Source organism: Mesorhizobium sp. USDA 4413 (assembly GCF_056280365.1).
Map to the genome: position 1 here is coordinate 2,152,062 of NZ_JBVPRP010000001.1, position 14,830 is coordinate 2,166,891.

The window sequence follows — 14,830 nt, forward strand, 5'->3', positions numbered from 1 at the left end:
TCCGTGCGCTCCAATGCGTCACGCTGCGGAACTCGGCGAAACGTCGTGCTTTGTCACTTGGCCCGCTCACAAAACCTGTCACCTCATCGTGTGGCCCCTATGTACACCGCTCTATTCTCGCACGGTAAGATTGGGTCCCTGACAACCCGGAACCGGATTATCGCGGCACCGCTCGAGAGAAATCTTTGTGACCGCCACGGTCGGCCAGGTCTGGCCTTCGTTGAATCGGTGAGGGAAAGAGCGAGCGGCGGAGCGGGACTTCTGCTGCCGGAAGCGGCCTTCATTCATCCTGCCGGGCGTGGGAGCGTGTTCCAGCTCGGGGTCCATGATGACACCTTCCTACCTGACCTTCGAGCGGTCGCAGCCGCGGCGCATGAGAGCGATGCGGCGATCGGCATGCAGATCAACTTCGCAGGGCGCCAGGCCCAATCTGCGATCAATTTCCGACAGCCGGTCAGCGTGTCAGGCCGGGCCTGCCCTGTCTTCGGGCTACTTGACGCTCCCCACACGCTGACCGAACCGGAGATCGAAGAGATAGTCGGGCACTTCGGGGCGGCCGCAGCCCGGGTCAAGGAAGCCGGATTTGACCTGGTCGAGCTCCACGGAGCGAGCGGATACTTGCTCGGTGAATTTCTTTCGCCTCTTCACAATCGTCGGACCGACGTCTTCGGTGGCCCGTTCGAAAACCGGGCAAGATTTCCGCTGCAGGTCTACGAAGCGGTTCGAAGGGCGGTAGGTCCGCACTTTCCGGTCGCCTACCGTCTGTGCGTCGATGAGTTCCACCCCGAGGGGATCACGTTCGATGATGTTCTTCGGTTCGCGCTCCTGCTTGAGGAGCGCGGCCTCGATTTGATCGATGTAGCGGTGGGGACCTACGAGTCCCGATGGAAGTCAGTTCCTATGGCCGACTCGCCGGCAGGCGTGAACGTTCCAATAGCCGCGCGCATCCGGAGTGCCGTCACCATCCCGGTCTCAGTTTCGGGCCGTCTCAATGATCCGGCGGATGCGGAAGCCGCGCTGTCGCAAGGCAGCGCCGACTTCGTGTCGATATCGAGGGCACTGCACGCAGATCCGGAATGGCCGAACAAGGCATTTTGTGGCAAAGACTCTGAAATCCGTCCTTGCATTGCATGTCAATATTGCGCGGACTCGCGCGATGTTGATCATCCCAGCGCTTGCAGTGTCAATCCCCGGGCGGCGCGCGAAACATTGATTCCGCGTGCTCGCCCTCGACCCGGCCGGCCGCCTGTCGTGGCGGTGGTGGGCGGCGGACTGGCTGGGCTGCAGGCCGCTATACGGGCATCCGAGCGGGGGTGTCGCGTCACTCTGTTCGAAACCAGCCATGTTCTCGGCGGGCAGCTTCTCCTGGCCGGACATTTGCCTCTTTTGCATGACTTCCCCGCCGTCATTCCGCCTCTCGAAAGGCGATTGCTTACACTGGGAGCCGAGATCGTGCTCAATCAGCGAGCCTCGCCGGACATAATCCGGGCCCTAGAGGCCGATGCGGTGATCGTGGCGGCTGGATCACAAAGTTTCATTCCCGATGTGCCGGGTTTGCGCGACACGCCGTTCGCGACGATCGAGGATTTCGATCCGCAGTCGGTCCCGGGCCCGGCCGTCATCCTTGGCGGCGATGAGCATGCCGTCGGTATGGCGCTTACGATTGCTCGAGCCGGAATCCCGGTGACGCTCATCGAGGTGGGCGAACAATGGGGTCATTCCGGGGGAAAACGCCTCGGGCGGCGTCTGGTCGACGAGCTCAGAGAGATGTCTCATGTCGTCATGATGTCAAGGACCACCGTCGAGTTGCTGGATGAAGAGGGCCTCGTCATTCAAACCAACGGGACGAGGTCAATGATTAAGTTGCCCGATTTCCTGGTGGTCGCTGCCGGGCGGGAAGCGCGAAGCTGGATTGCCGACGAACTTGCGCTTGCCCTGCCCGAAATTCCAATGCTTCGCGCCGGTGATGTCATAAAGCCGGGTCTGATGGCGGAAGCGTCATTATCCGGGCTGCTGGCCGCCGATCGCCTTGAGTCCTTTCTTGCGGGCTAACACTCTTGACGCTTTCCCAATGCAGTCAGGCCCGCAAGCTTGTCAAATTCCCGATCCGCCAAATGGGCCGTGGCTTGGCTCATCGGGTCGATCTGTTCTGAGTCCAAGCTAACGCAAAGGGGTTTGAAAATGCTTAGTGAGCATCACATCGAAAATGCCGCCGAACGGCTTGATCAAGCTGAGCGCACACTCAAACAGATCGGTCTGCTCTCGCTCGAACATCCCGGCATGGACATGAACGATGCATATGCGGTCCAGGCTGCGTGGGTAAAGAGGAAGGTCTCCAAGGGCCACAAGGTAATAGGCTGGAAGATAGGCCTGACGTCCAAGGCTATGCAAAATGCACTCAACATCAACATCCCCGATTCCGGCGTACTGCTCGAAGACATGGTTTTGGAAGAAGGGGCTACGGTGCCGGCAGGGCGCTTCATCCAGCCTCGCGTCGAGGCCGAGATCGCCTTTGCGATGAAGGCACCGTTGAAGGGGCCAGGCATTACGGTGTTAGATGTGTTGAACGCCACGGACTACGTCATACCAGCGCTTGAGGTCCTGGACACCCGGATCGTGCGCGTCGACCCTCAGACCAACAAAACCCGAACCGTCGTCGATACCATCTCAGACAACGCAGCCAACGCCGGCGTCGTCACGGGCGGCAAGGCCTCGCGCCCTGACGGCATTGACATGCGCTGGATGGGCGCCATCGTCTCGCGCAACGCCGAGGTGGTGGAAACGGGCCTGGGCGCCGGCGTCCTTAACCAACCAGCACGCGGCATCGCATGGCTCGCCAATCGTCTCGCCCAGTACGGCGACGGTATCGAGGCCGGGCATATCGTACTCGCAGGCTCCTTTATCCGCCCGATCGAAGCCAGACACGGCGACACGATCGTCGGCGATTTCGGTCCGTATGGCACTGTCAGCTTGTTTTTCGCCTGAGGACGTCGATGCCTGCGCCCAAGAACACCTTCAAGCAAGCGCTCAGGGACGGAAAGGTACAAGTCGGCCTGTGGCAGGCGCTCGCCAGCCCTTACACGGCCGAGCTGTGCGCCGGCGCCGGCTATGACTGGCTCCTTCTGGACGCCGAGCACGCGCCGAACGATGTGCCCCTGCTTGTCGCACAGTTACAGGCCATCAAAGGTAGTACCGCCCATGCGATTATTCGTCCCCCGATCGGCGAGACTCACATCATCAAGCAACTTCTGGATATTGGTGCGCAGACGCTGCTGGTTCCGATGGTCGAAAGTGGCGCCATGGCCCGCGATATGGTTCGGGCGATGCGCTATCCACCGCATGGTGTGCGCGGCGTTGGCGCTGCGCTTGCACGTGCATCGGCCTTCAATCGCATCCCGGACTACCTTCAGACAGCCGATGGAGAGCTCTGCCTGCTTCTCCAGGTAGAAAGCCGCGCCGGGCTCGCCGCACTCGACGAGATTGCCTCAACTGACGGCGTCGACGGCGTCTTTATCGGTCCAGCCGATCTCGCGGCTGACATGGGTTTTCTTGGTCGGCCCGGAGCGCCCGAGGTTCAGAGAGAGATCGAACAGGCCTTCGCGAAAATCCTCTCCCATTGCAAAGCGGCAGGCGCACTGATAGGCGACCTCAAGTTGGCGCGGCGATACGTGGAATTGGGTGCGACGTTCATCGGGATAGGCAATGATGTAACGCTACTGGCAAACGCAACGACACGTTTGCTTTCCGATTTTTACGATACAAAGCCTCCGGGCTCGCCGGCTGGACTAGAAGTGAAGGTCTACTGACTGACGGTGGGACGCGCTGTCCGCCCCCTAGGCACTTCGAAAAGCAAGAAGGCGTCGCTCCGAGAGGCTGCCGATGCCGAAGGCCGCTCTTAGCCGGACCTTGGACGAGGTGCGCCTGACAGACTTCCGGTAGCGGCCGTGTCGGTCCACCCTAACTTATGGTTCGCTCTCGATCGCGTCCTGTGTCGAACGGCCCATGTCGCGCAATTTGTCGGCAGCATTCGTCCGTTTGCCGGCCCGGATTGGAGCTCGTTTCGGAGCGGATCTTGCGGCTTCCGTGTTGGGTTTATGACGCTTCCACGACCCGTTCGCGATCGCGGTGGCCTGTAATTCCTCAAGCAGCCCTTGCAGGGCGGTCAGACGCTCCGATCCGAACGTCTCGCTGAGTTCGGCGTAAATTGCCTCGGAAGGCGGCGCAATCAACTCGACCTGCTTTCGGCCTTTCGGTGCGAGCCGAACCCACTTGCGACGTTTGTCGTGTTTGTCCGCCCGCGTCACGATCAGTTTCTGGTTCTCGAGGTCGCGCAGGATCCGAGCGACGCTCGGTCCCAGGAGATATGTCGATTCGACCAGCTGAGTGACGTCCATTTCATCGTTCTTGGCGAGCACGCGAAAGACCCGCCACTGCTGTTCGGTGAGCCCGTGCTCATCCAGCAACTCCCGAAATGGGGCCATGACGGCCTCTCGAGCCCGCAACAGCATCATCGGCAGCGACGCCGAAAAACTGCGCATGGCTTTGGATGGATCGGGCTTGGGTGATTTGATCATGAGATCGGCTATACCAGACATGCGCGACAGGAGCCAGACAGAGAGAGGGGGCGCACGGTTCAGGATCAGGAATCTTGAATGTTCGCTTGACAATTACCTAACATGTTAGATAAGATAATCCGACTTGCATGATACGCAACGTATACCGCGCGTTGGGCAATTTGGAGGAACGTACGTTGATGCAAGGCCGCTGGTCGCCAAGAGCCGAACCAAACGGCGCGATAGCAATGCCGCAACTACGCTAGGGAGTGATCGATACGTCCCACTGAGGGGCGGTTACAGGTAAACCACCGGACAACAAAATTGGCGTGCCCTGGAGGCACGGGACGGTGGAGGTGAGCGTTTTAAGGCCTGGGAGGAGAATTTATGGAAGGCGCCGGCAGGAACGCGCAAGAGCCGCAGAGCGGAAACACAGTCATTTCGGCTCGCAATCTGTGGAAGAGCTTTGGTAACAATGACGTCTTGCGCGATGTGAGCCTGGATATCCGGGCCGGTGAAATCCTCGTTCTGCTCGGACCAAACGGGGCGGGCAAATCGACCTTTCTCAACCTGGTCGATGGGACATTGGCCCCGAGCGCTGGCATGCTCTTGGTGAACGGCCAGCCGGTTGAATCCGGACAACGCGTGGGGAAGAACTCACGCACTCCGGGTATCCAGCGGGTTTTCCAGGAGCTTTCCACCTTTCCGAACCTGACGGTGGCCGAGAATCTGGCGCTTACGTCGGAACACAAGGGCGCCGGGTCACGGCGAGAACTTGTTCGCCGCGCACGTGAACGCATGAAAGTCTTCCCAGGAAACCGCATCGATGTTCGCGAGGAAGTCGCGTCACTATCCGTAGCCGAACGTCAGATGGTCGAGATCGCACGCGCTATGACGGAGCCTGACACAAGGGTGGTCATCCTGGACGAGCCGACTTCCGCGCTGTCGTCCCGCGAGGCTGACCAACTCGCGGACTTGGTTATGCGTCGGGCGGCGCACGGCGTGGCTGTCATCTATGTGACCCACAAGCTCGAGGAGGCTCTGCGCCTGGCCCATCGTGTCGTTGTTCTTCGCGACGGGAGGCTTCATTTCGACGGAGACGCACAAAACCTGACGCATGACGAACTCCTCTCACTACTGGGAGCGATGGTCGAACAACACAGCCCCGTTGCGCCTATGCCGGTCGGTGACATGTCCCGAGATATTCTCACCGTTGACAAACTGTCATCGGGGCGCCTTCACGAGGTCTGCATCCGAGTGAGCGCAGGCGAGGTAGTTGGAATTGCCGGACTGGAGGGTGCGGGCCAGCGCGATTTCTTGCAGGCCGTCTTCTCGGCGAGAACGCGGAATACCGGATCTATTCACTCATCGACGGATGTGGCCTATGTCAGCGGCGACCGGAAAAACGAGGGCCTCCTGCCGCTTTGGGACGTCGAGGAAAATGTCGCCATTTCCGCCGCTCCGCGGTTCTCCCGAGCTGGCCTGGTCGATTTCCGAGGGCTGAAGGCGACGGCCAATGATTGGCTTTCGGAACTGGGCCTGGTCAATCGTGCAGCTTCGCCGATTGTCAACCTCAGCGGAGGCAATCAACAACGAGCGCTGCTCGGACGCGCGCTTGCGAGCGAAGCGCCTCTGCTCCTGCTGGACGATCCCACGAGGGGGGTCGATGTCAGTGCCAAGGCATCGATCTACGCTATCCTCGACAAGCTGAAGGAGAAGGATCGGAGCGCGATCCTATACTCGACGGAACTTGCCGAGTTTCGTCGCTGTGATCGGGTCTATGTCATGGCCCGAGGCCACGTGGTGGCGGAGTTAAGCGGCGCGGACATCACCGAGGAGCGCATAACCCAAGCGTCATTCATGAATCCGGGACACGCGGCGACCGCGGCATCGCGAGAAGCCCCATGGGCGAGGGAAAGGCTGTCGGGAGATGCGTCTCTGGCGAAGCTGCTTTCCTGGCGATCTTTGCCCGCAGCTTTTCTGATGCTTGCTATGTTTGCATTGGTCTTCTGGCAGCAGCCCAATGCCTTTAGTACGTTCGGGCTGGAGCTTCTGTTCCAGGCCTCGTTACCCTTGGCTTTCGCCGTCATCGCCCAGATGCTCTTCATTCTCGGAGGGGACATCGATCTTGGACTGGGCTTCTCCATCGGTCTCGCCAACGTCCTGGCGGCTACCTATCTTGGAGATTCATTCGCCGTCGGCGTCCTGGCTTTCGCCGCGTTGATCGCGGGTTACGCCGTGCTCGCATTGATCGTTGAGCTTCTTGGCGTGTCGTCTGTCGTCGCGACGTTGGGTGCTTCGTTCATCTGGCTGGGGATCGGGCTGACGATTCGCGCTACGCCGGGGGGGAGTTCGCCTGAATGGCTTTCCACCCTCATTCACATCAAACTGTGGCCTCTGCCATTGAGCTGTTACGTGCTGGCTGCGGTAGCCTTGCTCGGTCTTTGGATCTGCCAGGGCTGGAGCTACAGCATCCGGCTCCGCGCTTTGGGGCAGAACCGAAGGACCTATATTTCCCTGGGCTTCTCGGCGCTTGCGGGACGCGTGACGCTCTACGCACTGGCGGGATTCTTCGCGGTCCTGTCGGGGCTGCTGCTGACGGCAGCGACAGGTGCCGGCAACGTGAATGTAGCGGCAAGCTTTACGCTGGCTACGATTGCCGCCGTTATCGTTGGCGGCGCGAGCTTTGCCGGCGGTTTGGTTTCCCCCATCGGCGCCGTGATGGCGGTCATCGGGATTTCCCTCGTCACGACTAACCTGACCTTTCTTGGGATCAGTTCGGAGTATTCCACCGCTATCGGAGGCTTGATCCTGGTCCTGACCTTGAGTTTCCGTTCGCTGACGAGGTCTACGGCATCATGACCCGAAAAGCTCAATTCGCGGTTGGCTCCGTCACTTTGATGAGTACGAATGTTGGGGTGAAGATCTGGCGAAACCTCCTGAGGAAGTCCTGGGCAGGCGCGTTGGCCGGGGTGGTGTTGCTGTGGGTGATCGCCGGGCTGGTTACGGGCGAGCTCTCGTGGTCCTTCCTCATCGCCAACGCAACAATCGCCGGCTTATTCGCTCTCGCGGGAACAGCCCAAATGGCCGTACTGGCCAGCGGATCCGGAAATATCGACCTCAGCCTTCCCTATGTCGTCACTTTTAGCGCCTACGTCATGTCGGCAGGAGTTCTTGGGCAGGACAACGTCGCCGGCTCAGTATTGCTTAGCGTGCTCGTGGGAGCTCTCACCGGGGCGGTTAACGTAGCGTTGATCGTCCGGCTGCGTATTCCCGCGATCGTGGCAACGCTTGCATCCGGTTATATTCTCTACAGCCTGACTGTCTCCATCCAGAATTGGCCGTCCAAACCTGTTGGCGGAATGTTCGAGGCCATGCTGCGGGCGCGCTTTGCGGGGCTCACCGGCGTGCTGATCGTCGCGGCGCTCATCCTTGCCGTCGTAGGTGTGCTGCTTTCCAGGACCGTGTTCGGACTGCAATTTCACGCTATGGGCCAAAACGCCGAGGTAGCGCGGCTGGCAGGCGTGCGTCGTGGCTGGGTTTTGCTGGGAACATTCGTCCTGGCGGGGGTGCTCGAAGCGCTGCTGGGTGTGTTGCTGGCGACTTATCAGGGCGGCGTCTCGGCCGATCTCGGCCGTGCGTATCTGCTAGGCTCGGTTGCCGCAGTTGTTATCGGTGGCACGCGGCCGACCGGCGGCGTGACATCGGTATTCGGAACGGCGGTGGGCGCCCTTGTCCTGACACTCGCCCAATCCGACCTGATCCTGCTGAACTTCGGGATCGGCACGCAATACATCATTCAAGGTCTGATTGTTCTGTCGACGGTTTGCCTGGTCGCGGCCCGTTCGCCAGATCGAAGGTAATCCGTAAACGGATGCAATCCAAAAAGGGAGGAAAATAGAATGCGCAAAAATACCCTGAGCAGGCGTGCCGTCTTGGCCGCGGGACTGTTGATTGGGGGAGTGATGGCATGTGGTCAGGCTTCCGCCAACGACAAGACATTCGTCATTGGGGTGGCCATGCCATTCCAGACTAACAGTTGGCAGAAGGGGTTCTTCGCTTCCGCGAAGTACGCGGCCGAACAACTCAATGCCAGTGGCAAGAAGGTGGAACTCAAGATAGTGGACGCCGGAGGCGACGCGCAGACACAGATCCAGCAGATCAACAATCTGACGCTGCAGGGCGTGGACTTCATCATTATCGAGCCGCTATCGGATACAGCTCTGAACGGGGCCGTGGACAACGCCGTGGCTGCAGGCATCCCGGTTCTTGCCACAGGGACGGGCGGGATCACCAACCCCAAGGCGATCGAACTTCAAAACGATTTCAAAACCCTCGGCGACAAATACGTAAAGCTCATTACGGACAGGGTCGGGACGAAGGGCACTGCGATCATGATACGCGGCTTGGCCGGAAACGCCGCGGAACAGACTATCCAGGACTCTTATACGCGCGCGCTTGCCAAGTATCCGGACATCAAGGTTGTCTCAACAGTCTACGGCGACTGGAACCAATCGGTTGCTCAGCAGCACGTCACCACCATCTTGCCAACACTGCCGCCGAAGGTGGACATCATCTTCTCCCAAGGCGAAGCCGCCTTCGGCGCGGCACAGGCCTTCCTAGCGGCCGGCCGCGAGGTTCCCATGCAAGTTTATGGCTTCTCGGGCACTGATGTGAACCTGTTGATTAAGCTGAACGAGAAGTCCGGATATGATTCCGTCGCAATGAACACCGATCCGGGAGTCGGCGGCATGGCGGTGAACGTCGCGGTAGCGAAGCTCAGTGGGGAACCGGTGCCCATGACGATGGAGGCTCCCGTTCCGGTCCTCTCTGTGGCGCAATTGAAGGCCGATCATGGTAATCTGGCCGATAGCGATATCCTGTGGCTCAAATACTCATACGACTGGACCCTCAAAAACATCATCGGCAAGAAGTAAGCCTAATTCGCCGCGCCTCTCGCTAAGGCTTGGCGAGAGGCGCGATGATCAAGCGCTGCGGTCGTCTAATCCTGACATCCGCCTGGCGGGCTGCCCTCAAGCGGCGTTAGGATCAGGCAACCGTCGGTCGGTCGGTGCGAGCGCCTCGCAACTGCGACCCCGACAGCGAGCGGTCTGCCCCAGATTTGATCGAGACCGGTGCCGGGACGCTTGACGAGTAGTTAACATGTTAGATATATTGATCGAGTAGAGGCGTTAGCGGTGGGGGAGTGCTGTCCAGGATGAGTACCCGCATAGAACGACCCGGAGCGGCCGAGTTCCCATTTGCGCCTGATCTCTCCACGTCTGCGGGAATTGCGGGAACAGCCCATCAGCAATTCGGCGCGGGCGCGAGCGACGCGTGCTTGCGGACTACCTGCGCAGGCTGGCGGGGCGTGAAAAGCCTACACCAGCCGTCGGGCTCTGCCGGGACCACACATCCACGATCAGATGAGGTGAACCGCAAGGACGCCGTGGATGATCGCGGTTTTGCCGGCCGGACTGCGGCGGACAACGTGCAGGAAAGACTTCAGTCATGAGATTCCTGGACAACGTCAACATGGATTTCGTCGCCGAGGTGATCGGGGTCGGGCCGGCCGAGGCCGTGGCGGCGTCCCACACTCAGGACGAGGGCTACTACCAAGCCGCTTCCACGGCCTTTGAGGACATGAAGTATGTGGTTGCCCTCCTGACGGCCATCCTACTGACCGATTTTGCTTCATCGGACCGGGGGGCGTTGGGTGCTGGCTTCCATTGGCGGCTCGCCGAGCCACTAGAAAGGGCGAAGCAATCGCTTATGACAAGCCGAGCTACCACGCAGGGTGCGCGCCATCACAGGCATCATCTGGTTGTAGCGCTGGAGAAACTGGACGCAATCGCCGGAATGGTTCGCGACGGCGCCGACATGCGTGATGATCCGCGTTGCGCGTCCGTCATGGCGGGGTTGCGGCAAGTCGTCCGGGAACTTCGCACCGTCAGCAAGCTTGCCGCCGGCTTCGATGTCGTCAACTTCGCGACGAGTTGCTGCGCCACGCATGCCAAGCCGCATCAATTTCCAGGCAACCGGGTCCAGAGTTCATGACAACCTATTCGATCCATGTCGTCGAGTATGCCACCGCACCGGACAATCCCATCGGTGCCTTCCTGAATGGGAAATACAACGCCGGTGTGTGTCCGATCTTGTTCGGCTTCATAGTGATCCGGGGCGAGGGCATCGTGGCGCTGGTTGATGCCGGCTTCGATTGGGAGCTTCACGACAAGAAGCATACCTCCGGGCTCACCGTCGACAAATGGGAAAGCCCAGCAAAGGTGTTGCAGTCGCTTGGCATTGCACCCGCCGATGTGACGCATGTTCTACCCACACATGCGCATTTCGATCACCTGGGTGGTTTGCGCTATTTCCCGAACGCCCATTTCTACATGCAGGAACGTGAGCTTTCCGACTGGGTTTGGCGGATGTCGCTGGACAGCCGCTTCCGCTGGCTAACCAGTTTCGTGGACTCTGCCGATATCCTTGCATGCATCGATCTCGCGCGGAAGGGCCGTTTCACCCTGCTCAAGGGGCGCAGCGACAACGTTCTGCCCGGTATCGATCTCGTGCCGGCCTTCGACACGCATACGGCGGGTTCGCAGTATGTCGTAGTGAGGAACTCCGCCGGAACCCAGGCCGACAGCTGGATACTGGCCGGAGATCTCGTCTACCAGTTCGAAAACCTCGACGGAGGCGACGCCGAAAAGCCGTTCTATCTGCCTATCGGTGCTGCCTCGGGAAGCGCGTTCAACCTGGTGATGACAACGCACGAGATGATCGAGGCCGCCGGCGGCGATCGGACGCGGGTCATTCCGGTCCATGAGAGCAGGCTGGCAGAGCGTTTTCCGTCTGCAACGTCCGAGTACGGCCTGAAGGTGATCGAACTGTGCCTGGGCGACGGACACGAGAGCGTGCTGCCGTCGGTTGAGGCTCGCGCCGCGGCGGCGTCGAACCGGTGAGGACGCATAGCCCCATACCCGTCGACCTTTGAAATCGAATGATGGGCGTATTGGCATTGGGAGGCGAACAAGATGAGCCGCATCTTCGGTAACATCCAACAGGCCGGTTACATTGTTCGCGACATCGATGAGCGAGTGGGATTTTTGTCCGAACAAGCCGGCATCGGACCCTGGTTCGTGCGTAAGGATGTCCCCATGCAAAGCTGTATCTACCGCGGCAGGCCCATCGAACTGCGGCTTCACGTAGCCATGGCTAATAGCGGTGCGCTCCAGATCGAGCTCATCCAGCAAGCGAGCTCCGAGGCGAGCATCTACACCGAGTGGCTTGAGCGTTACCCCGATGGAGGTCTTCTTCAGCACGTGGCTGCCTGGCAGGAAGATTTCGATGGCGCGTTGGGCCGAGCCCTCGATGCAGGCTGGACAGTCGTTCAGGAGGTAGGCTCCACCTATGGCCCCTTGGTCTACATGGAACACCCCAGGGACCCCCAGACCATTTTCGAAATTGCAAAAATGGGTCCTGAGCGCCAGGCGATCTTCGCGCGAGTGGCAGCGGCTTCGGAGGCTTGGGACGGGTCTGATCCGATCCGTCACGGCCTGCCATCCTGATTGGCGGTGAAAATGAGTTTTCTACAGTCGCCTATTGGCCAGTCGGTTGACGAGGCGCCCATCGCCTCGGTGAACGTTCCTGTGCTTCCATCGATCCCACAATCGTTTTGCGCTCTATCTGGCGCAAGGCGGTTCGTCCCTCACTCCCGCGGGAGCTTCGCGCAACTGGGGTCCAATTCAAGTTTGCAAGGACAGGCAGAAAATGACGAGGAAGGCACTGATCACCTGGGGCGGCCGTGAATTTCACACGCCCAAGCAGAGCGCGTTGGTTATTCGCGATATGCTCGCGGCCCATGATTTTGAGGTTGTCGTCGAGAACGGCACGACAGCCTATGGTGACCCCGAGCTTGCCAGCTTCGATCTGATCATTCCGGTAATCACCCTGGGAACCATCGAAAAACCCGAGCTGCAAAACCTGCTGCAGGCCGTTCGGGGCGGAACTGGGCTGGCTGGTTTTCATGCCACTATGTGTGACACGTTCCGAATGGAGACCGACTACCAGTTCATGACGGGTGGGCAATGGGTGAAACATCCCGGGGATCTTATTGATTATCGCATTAACATCGCCAAGCCGTCGGATCCGATCATGCGTGGGATCTCGGACTTCGACTATCGCTCGGAGCAGTACTACATGCACGTTGACCCCTCCAACGAGGTCCTTGCCACCACGACGTTCACGGGCGAGTATTTCGGCTGGATCGATGGCGTCGTGATGCCCGTCGTATGGAAGCGCCGCTTTGGGACGGGGCGCGTCTTCTATTCGGCCCTTGGCCATACTTTCGAGGAATTCAAAGTTCCACAGATGCACACGATCATGGAACGCGGACTTCTCTGGGCAGCTCGGTCTCCAAATCCGTAGCCCTAGCTGCCGCGGTGCGGGTTGCCTGGCGCCTGCGTTCATCGCTGCTCAACCTTGCCTTTTCTATCAAATATCCAGCATCCTTGCCGAGCCTTGCAGTGAGAGCGTTGGACGTTTCGCGAAGCAGAGGTAAGTGTTCCAGCAGTTCGTTCGGAGCAGCGCCATAACATGCTATTGAAATTGCCGCGAACGTGCCAGCTGTCGCGTCCCGCAAAGGAACAGCGAGGCAGCAAAGATTGTCTGCGGCCTCATGCATGTCGAGGGCGTAACCCTGGGCTAAAACCTGAGCCAGATGGCGCCGCAGCTTCCCAGGGTCGGTTATGGTCCGCGCGGTCAGGGGTACAAAACCGCCGCTGGAAAGATATTCCTCCCGGTCGGTTGCTGGCAGGGCAGCAATCAGGACCTTTCCGACCCCGGAGCAGTAGGCCTCAAGCTGCATCGCTTCGCGCGTGAAGATCGCAGTTCTGGTTGATCCTTCCTTGATCAGATAAGTGACCATGTCGGCTTCAAATATGCCGAGATGAGCCGTAGCTTTGGTTGTTCGCGCCAGACGCCTGAGGTGGGGCCGTGCGATCGCTGAGAGTGTATCCGTTGGCCTGACAAACATAGCCCATTTGGCCAAAGCAAACCCGCCGGCATAGCGACCTGCGCCAATCCCTATGACCAGCCCCCGTTTCTCCAGGGACGCGACGAGCCGATAAGCCGTCGATATTGGAATGTTGAGTTCTGAAGCAATGTCCGAGAGACGGTAGCGCGCCTCCGACAGAACGATCCGTTCGAGCAATTCCAATGCCAGATCCAGGCCCATCCTATTCTCCGAATCCGCCCCGCCGCAAAGATATCTCTGCCCGGCCCATTTCAGCACATGATCATGATTACCCTTGCGCATGGCATATTACGGGTATATACCCGTTCTCATGGAAGAGCAATGCTACTGTACGATGCTGAGGAATGCCGCGCGCAAAGTCAGTGCGCACTACGACGAGGCTCTTGCCCCGATCGGCGTTGGCGTTGCGCAGTTTGGCCTGCTTCGCAAGATCGCAAGGGTTGAACCTGTCACTTTGTCCGAGCTGGGTCGGTTGAGCGAACTCGATCGGTCCACCGTTGGACGAAACGTTCGAGTGCTCGAGCGTATGGACCTCGTCTTGCTCTCCCGCGGCGATGCTGACCAGCGTGAAACGCATGTCCTTCTCACGCTCGCTGGGCGAGACGCGTTGGCAAAAGGTGAAGAGCTTTGGTGCGGGGCTCAAAGATCGATTGAGGCGCGCCTGGGTGCAAATGGCGCCGCTGAACTGCTCGGGACACTAAACGAATTATAGTTTTTCACCACGATGTGGGTATATACCCCTAAATCCAACTGTAGGAGCTGAAATGCCTGTAGCTATTTTCAATCTGAAGAAGGGCCGTACGCCGCAGTCAAAGAGGAAGATGGCTGATGCCGTCCAAGCGGCCATTGTTGCGAATTTGGGTATTCCTGACGAAGATCGCTATCAGTTGTTCCGCGAGTATGATAGCGACGACTACATCCATACCGAGGGTTATTTGGGGCTTTCTTATTCCTCTAAGCTGCTTATCCTTGAGATCACCTTTATCCAAGGGCGCCCCGACGAAACAAAGAAGGTCTTGCTGCGAGATATCAACGAACGGCTGGTTGCAACAGGCGAGATCTCCGCGGACGATATCTTCATCACCATCCACGAAGTTGGGCGGGCCAACATTTCGTTTGGACGAGGACTCGCGCAACGCGCGCAGTAATTGAACGACGCGCCACTGCCGGAGCCGGAGACTTAAGAACAGACCACTGCGCTGGCCCGCCCAGAGTGGACCGAACAGCGAAAATGCGAGCA

General features: G+C 59.4%; 14 protein-coding genes. 12 read left to right on the forward strand and 2 right to left on the reverse strand.

Annotated features, from left to right (window positions below):
* Nucleotides 1–99: 99 nt before the first annotated feature.
* From ACVMIM_RS10570 to hpaI, 3 genes are all read left to right on the forward strand, one after another.
* Nucleotides 100–2,052 carry an oxidoreductase gene (locus ACVMIM_RS10570; protein ID WP_476111885.1) on the forward strand — a complete coding sequence of 651 codons (1,953 nt, stop codon included), beginning with the start codon at nt 100–102 and terminating at the stop codon, nt 2,050–2,052.
* Between the two features lie 129 nt (nt 2,053–2,181).
* Nucleotides 2,182–2,985, forward strand: a complete 804-nt coding sequence (gene hpaH / locus ACVMIM_RS10575) for a 2-oxo-hept-4-ene-1,7-dioate hydratase (protein WP_040986144.1) — start codon at nt 2,182–2,184, stop codon at nt 2,983–2,985.
* Between the two features lie 8 nt (nt 2,986–2,993).
* Nucleotides 2,994–3,806, forward strand: a complete 813-nt coding sequence (hpaI, locus tag ACVMIM_RS10580) for a 4-hydroxy-2-oxoheptanedioate aldolase (protein ID WP_040985539.1) — start codon at nt 2,994–2,996, stop codon at nt 3,804–3,806.
* Between the two features lie 156 nt (nt 3,807–3,962).
* On the opposite strand, the gene hpaR is transcribed toward hpaI, so the two are convergent.
* On the reverse strand, nt 3,963–4,595 hold the full coding sequence (gene hpaR, locus ACVMIM_RS10585) for a homoprotocatechuate degradation operon regulator HpaR (protein ID WP_082037195.1): 633 nt from the start codon (nt 4,593–4,595) through the stop codon (nt 3,963–3,965).
* 345 nt (nt 4,596–4,940) lie between these two features.
* On the opposite strand from hpaR, the gene ACVMIM_RS10590 reads away from it, so the two are divergent.
* The 7 genes from ACVMIM_RS10590 to ACVMIM_RS10620 all read left to right on the forward strand — a co-directional run bounded on the left by ACVMIM_RS10590 (nt 4,941) and on the right by ACVMIM_RS10620 (nt 12,983).
* The gene (locus ACVMIM_RS10590; protein WP_040985537.1) at nt 4,941–7,415 is read left to right on the forward strand and encodes an ATP-binding cassette domain-containing protein; all 2,475 of its coding nucleotides are present in this window, start codon (nt 4,941–4,943) and stop codon (nt 7,413–7,415) included.
* On the forward strand, nt 7,412–8,416 hold the full coding sequence (locus tag ACVMIM_RS10595; protein ID WP_040985535.1) for an ABC transporter permease: 1,005 nt from the start codon (nt 7,412–7,414) through the stop codon (nt 8,414–8,416). Before ACVMIM_RS10590 ends, ACVMIM_RS10595 begins: the two co-directional genes overlap by 4 nt.
* Before the next feature lie 39 nt (nt 8,417–8,455).
* The gene (locus ACVMIM_RS10600; protein WP_040985534.1) at nt 8,456–9,490 is read left to right on the forward strand and encodes a substrate-binding domain-containing protein; all 1,035 of its coding nucleotides are present in this window, start codon (nt 8,456–8,458) and stop codon (nt 9,488–9,490) included.
* Between the two features lie 574 nt (nt 9,491–10,064).
* A complete protein-coding gene (locus ACVMIM_RS10605; protein WP_040997819.1) occupies nt 10,065–10,610 on the forward strand; it encodes a hypothetical protein in 546 nt (181 codons plus the stop codon).
* The gene (locus tag ACVMIM_RS10610) at nt 10,607–11,518 is read left to right on the forward strand and encodes an N-acyl homoserine lactonase family protein (protein ID WP_476111889.1); all 912 of its coding nucleotides are present in this window, start codon (nt 10,607–10,609) and stop codon (nt 11,516–11,518) included. The genes ACVMIM_RS10605 and ACVMIM_RS10610 overlap by 4 nt, the downstream gene beginning before the upstream one ends.
* 72 nt (nt 11,519–11,590) lie before the next feature.
* On the forward strand, nt 11,591–12,124 hold the full coding sequence (locus ACVMIM_RS10615) for a VOC family protein (RefSeq protein ID WP_040985530.1): 534 nt from the start codon (nt 11,591–11,593) through the stop codon (nt 12,122–12,124).
* A gap of 202 nt (nt 12,125–12,326) precedes the next feature.
* Nucleotides 12,327–12,983 carry a ThuA domain-containing protein gene (locus ACVMIM_RS10620; RefSeq protein ID WP_040985528.1) on the forward strand — a complete coding sequence of 219 codons (657 nt, stop codon included), beginning with the start codon at nt 12,327–12,329 and terminating at the stop codon, nt 12,981–12,983.
* On the opposite strand, the gene ACVMIM_RS10625 is transcribed toward ACVMIM_RS10620, so the two are convergent.
* Nucleotides 12,937–13,791 (reverse strand): IclR family transcriptional regulator, encoded by an 855-nt coding sequence (locus tag ACVMIM_RS10625; protein ID WP_476111891.1) that lies wholly within the window; start codon nt 13,789–13,791, stop codon nt 12,937–12,939. The two genes, ACVMIM_RS10620 and ACVMIM_RS10625, sit on opposite strands and share 47 nt — an antisense overlap.
* A gap of 109 nt (nt 13,792–13,900) precedes the next feature.
* Here ACVMIM_RS10625 and ACVMIM_RS10630 point away from each other — a divergent pair, with 109 nt between their 5' ends.
* Both ACVMIM_RS10630 and ACVMIM_RS10635 read left to right on the forward strand, forming a co-directional pair.
* Nucleotides 13,901–14,302: a MarR family winged helix-turn-helix transcriptional regulator gene (locus tag ACVMIM_RS10630; protein ID WP_040986140.1), complete on the forward strand. Its 402-nt coding sequence runs from the start codon at nt 13,901–13,903 to the stop codon at nt 14,300–14,302.
* 52 nt (nt 14,303–14,354) lie between these two features.
* Complete coding sequence (locus ACVMIM_RS10635; protein WP_476111893.1) at nt 14,355–14,738, forward strand: tautomerase family protein; 384 nt, start codon at nt 14,355–14,357, stop codon at nt 14,736–14,738.
* Nucleotides 14,739–14,830: the final 92 nt, after the last annotated feature.

What these genes read in the sequence shown, in the direction of transcription:
- ACVMIM_RS10570 (WP_476111885.1), top strand. Translation starts at nt 100, where the DNA reads ATGTACACCGCTCTATTCTCGCACGGTAAGATTGGGTCCCTGACAACC.
- hpaH (WP_040986144.1), top strand. Translation starts at nt 2,182, where the DNA reads ATGCTTAGTGAGCATCACATCGAAAATGCCGCCGAACGGCTTGATCAA.
- hpaI (WP_040985539.1), top strand. Translation starts at nt 2,994, where the DNA reads ATGCCTGCGCCCAAGAACACCTTCAAGCAAGCGCTCAGGGACGGAAAG.
- hpaR (WP_082037195.1), bottom strand. Translation starts at nt 4,595, where the DNA reads ATGTCTGGTATAGCCGATCTCATGATCAAATCACCCAAGCCCGATCCA.
- ACVMIM_RS10590 (WP_040985537.1), top strand. Translation starts at nt 4,941, where the DNA reads ATGGAAGGCGCCGGCAGGAACGCGCAAGAGCCGCAGAGCGGAAACACA.
- ACVMIM_RS10595 (WP_040985535.1), top strand. Translation starts at nt 7,412, where the DNA reads ATGACCCGAAAAGCTCAATTCGCGGTTGGCTCCGTCACTTTGATGAGT.
- ACVMIM_RS10600 (WP_040985534.1), top strand. Translation starts at nt 8,456, where the DNA reads ATGCGCAAAAATACCCTGAGCAGGCGTGCCGTCTTGGCCGCGGGACTG.
- ACVMIM_RS10605 (WP_040997819.1), top strand. Translation starts at nt 10,065, where the DNA reads ATGAGATTCCTGGACAACGTCAACATGGATTTCGTCGCCGAGGTGATC.
- ACVMIM_RS10610 (WP_476111889.1), top strand. Translation starts at nt 10,607, where the DNA reads ATGACAACCTATTCGATCCATGTCGTCGAGTATGCCACCGCACCGGAC.
- ACVMIM_RS10615 (WP_040985530.1), top strand. Translation starts at nt 11,591, where the DNA reads ATGAGCCGCATCTTCGGTAACATCCAACAGGCCGGTTACATTGTTCGC.
- ACVMIM_RS10620 (WP_040985528.1), top strand. Translation starts at nt 12,327, where the DNA reads ATGACGAGGAAGGCACTGATCACCTGGGGCGGCCGTGAATTTCACACG.
- ACVMIM_RS10625 (WP_476111891.1), bottom strand. Translation starts at nt 13,791, where the DNA reads ATGGGCCTGGATCTGGCATTGGAATTGCTCGAACGGATCGTTCTGTCG.
- ACVMIM_RS10630 (WP_040986140.1), top strand. Translation starts at nt 13,901, where the DNA reads ATGGAAGAGCAATGCTACTGTACGATGCTGAGGAATGCCGCGCGCAAA.
- ACVMIM_RS10635 (WP_476111893.1), top strand. Translation starts at nt 14,355, where the DNA reads ATGCCTGTAGCTATTTTCAATCTGAAGAAGGGCCGTACGCCGCAGTCA.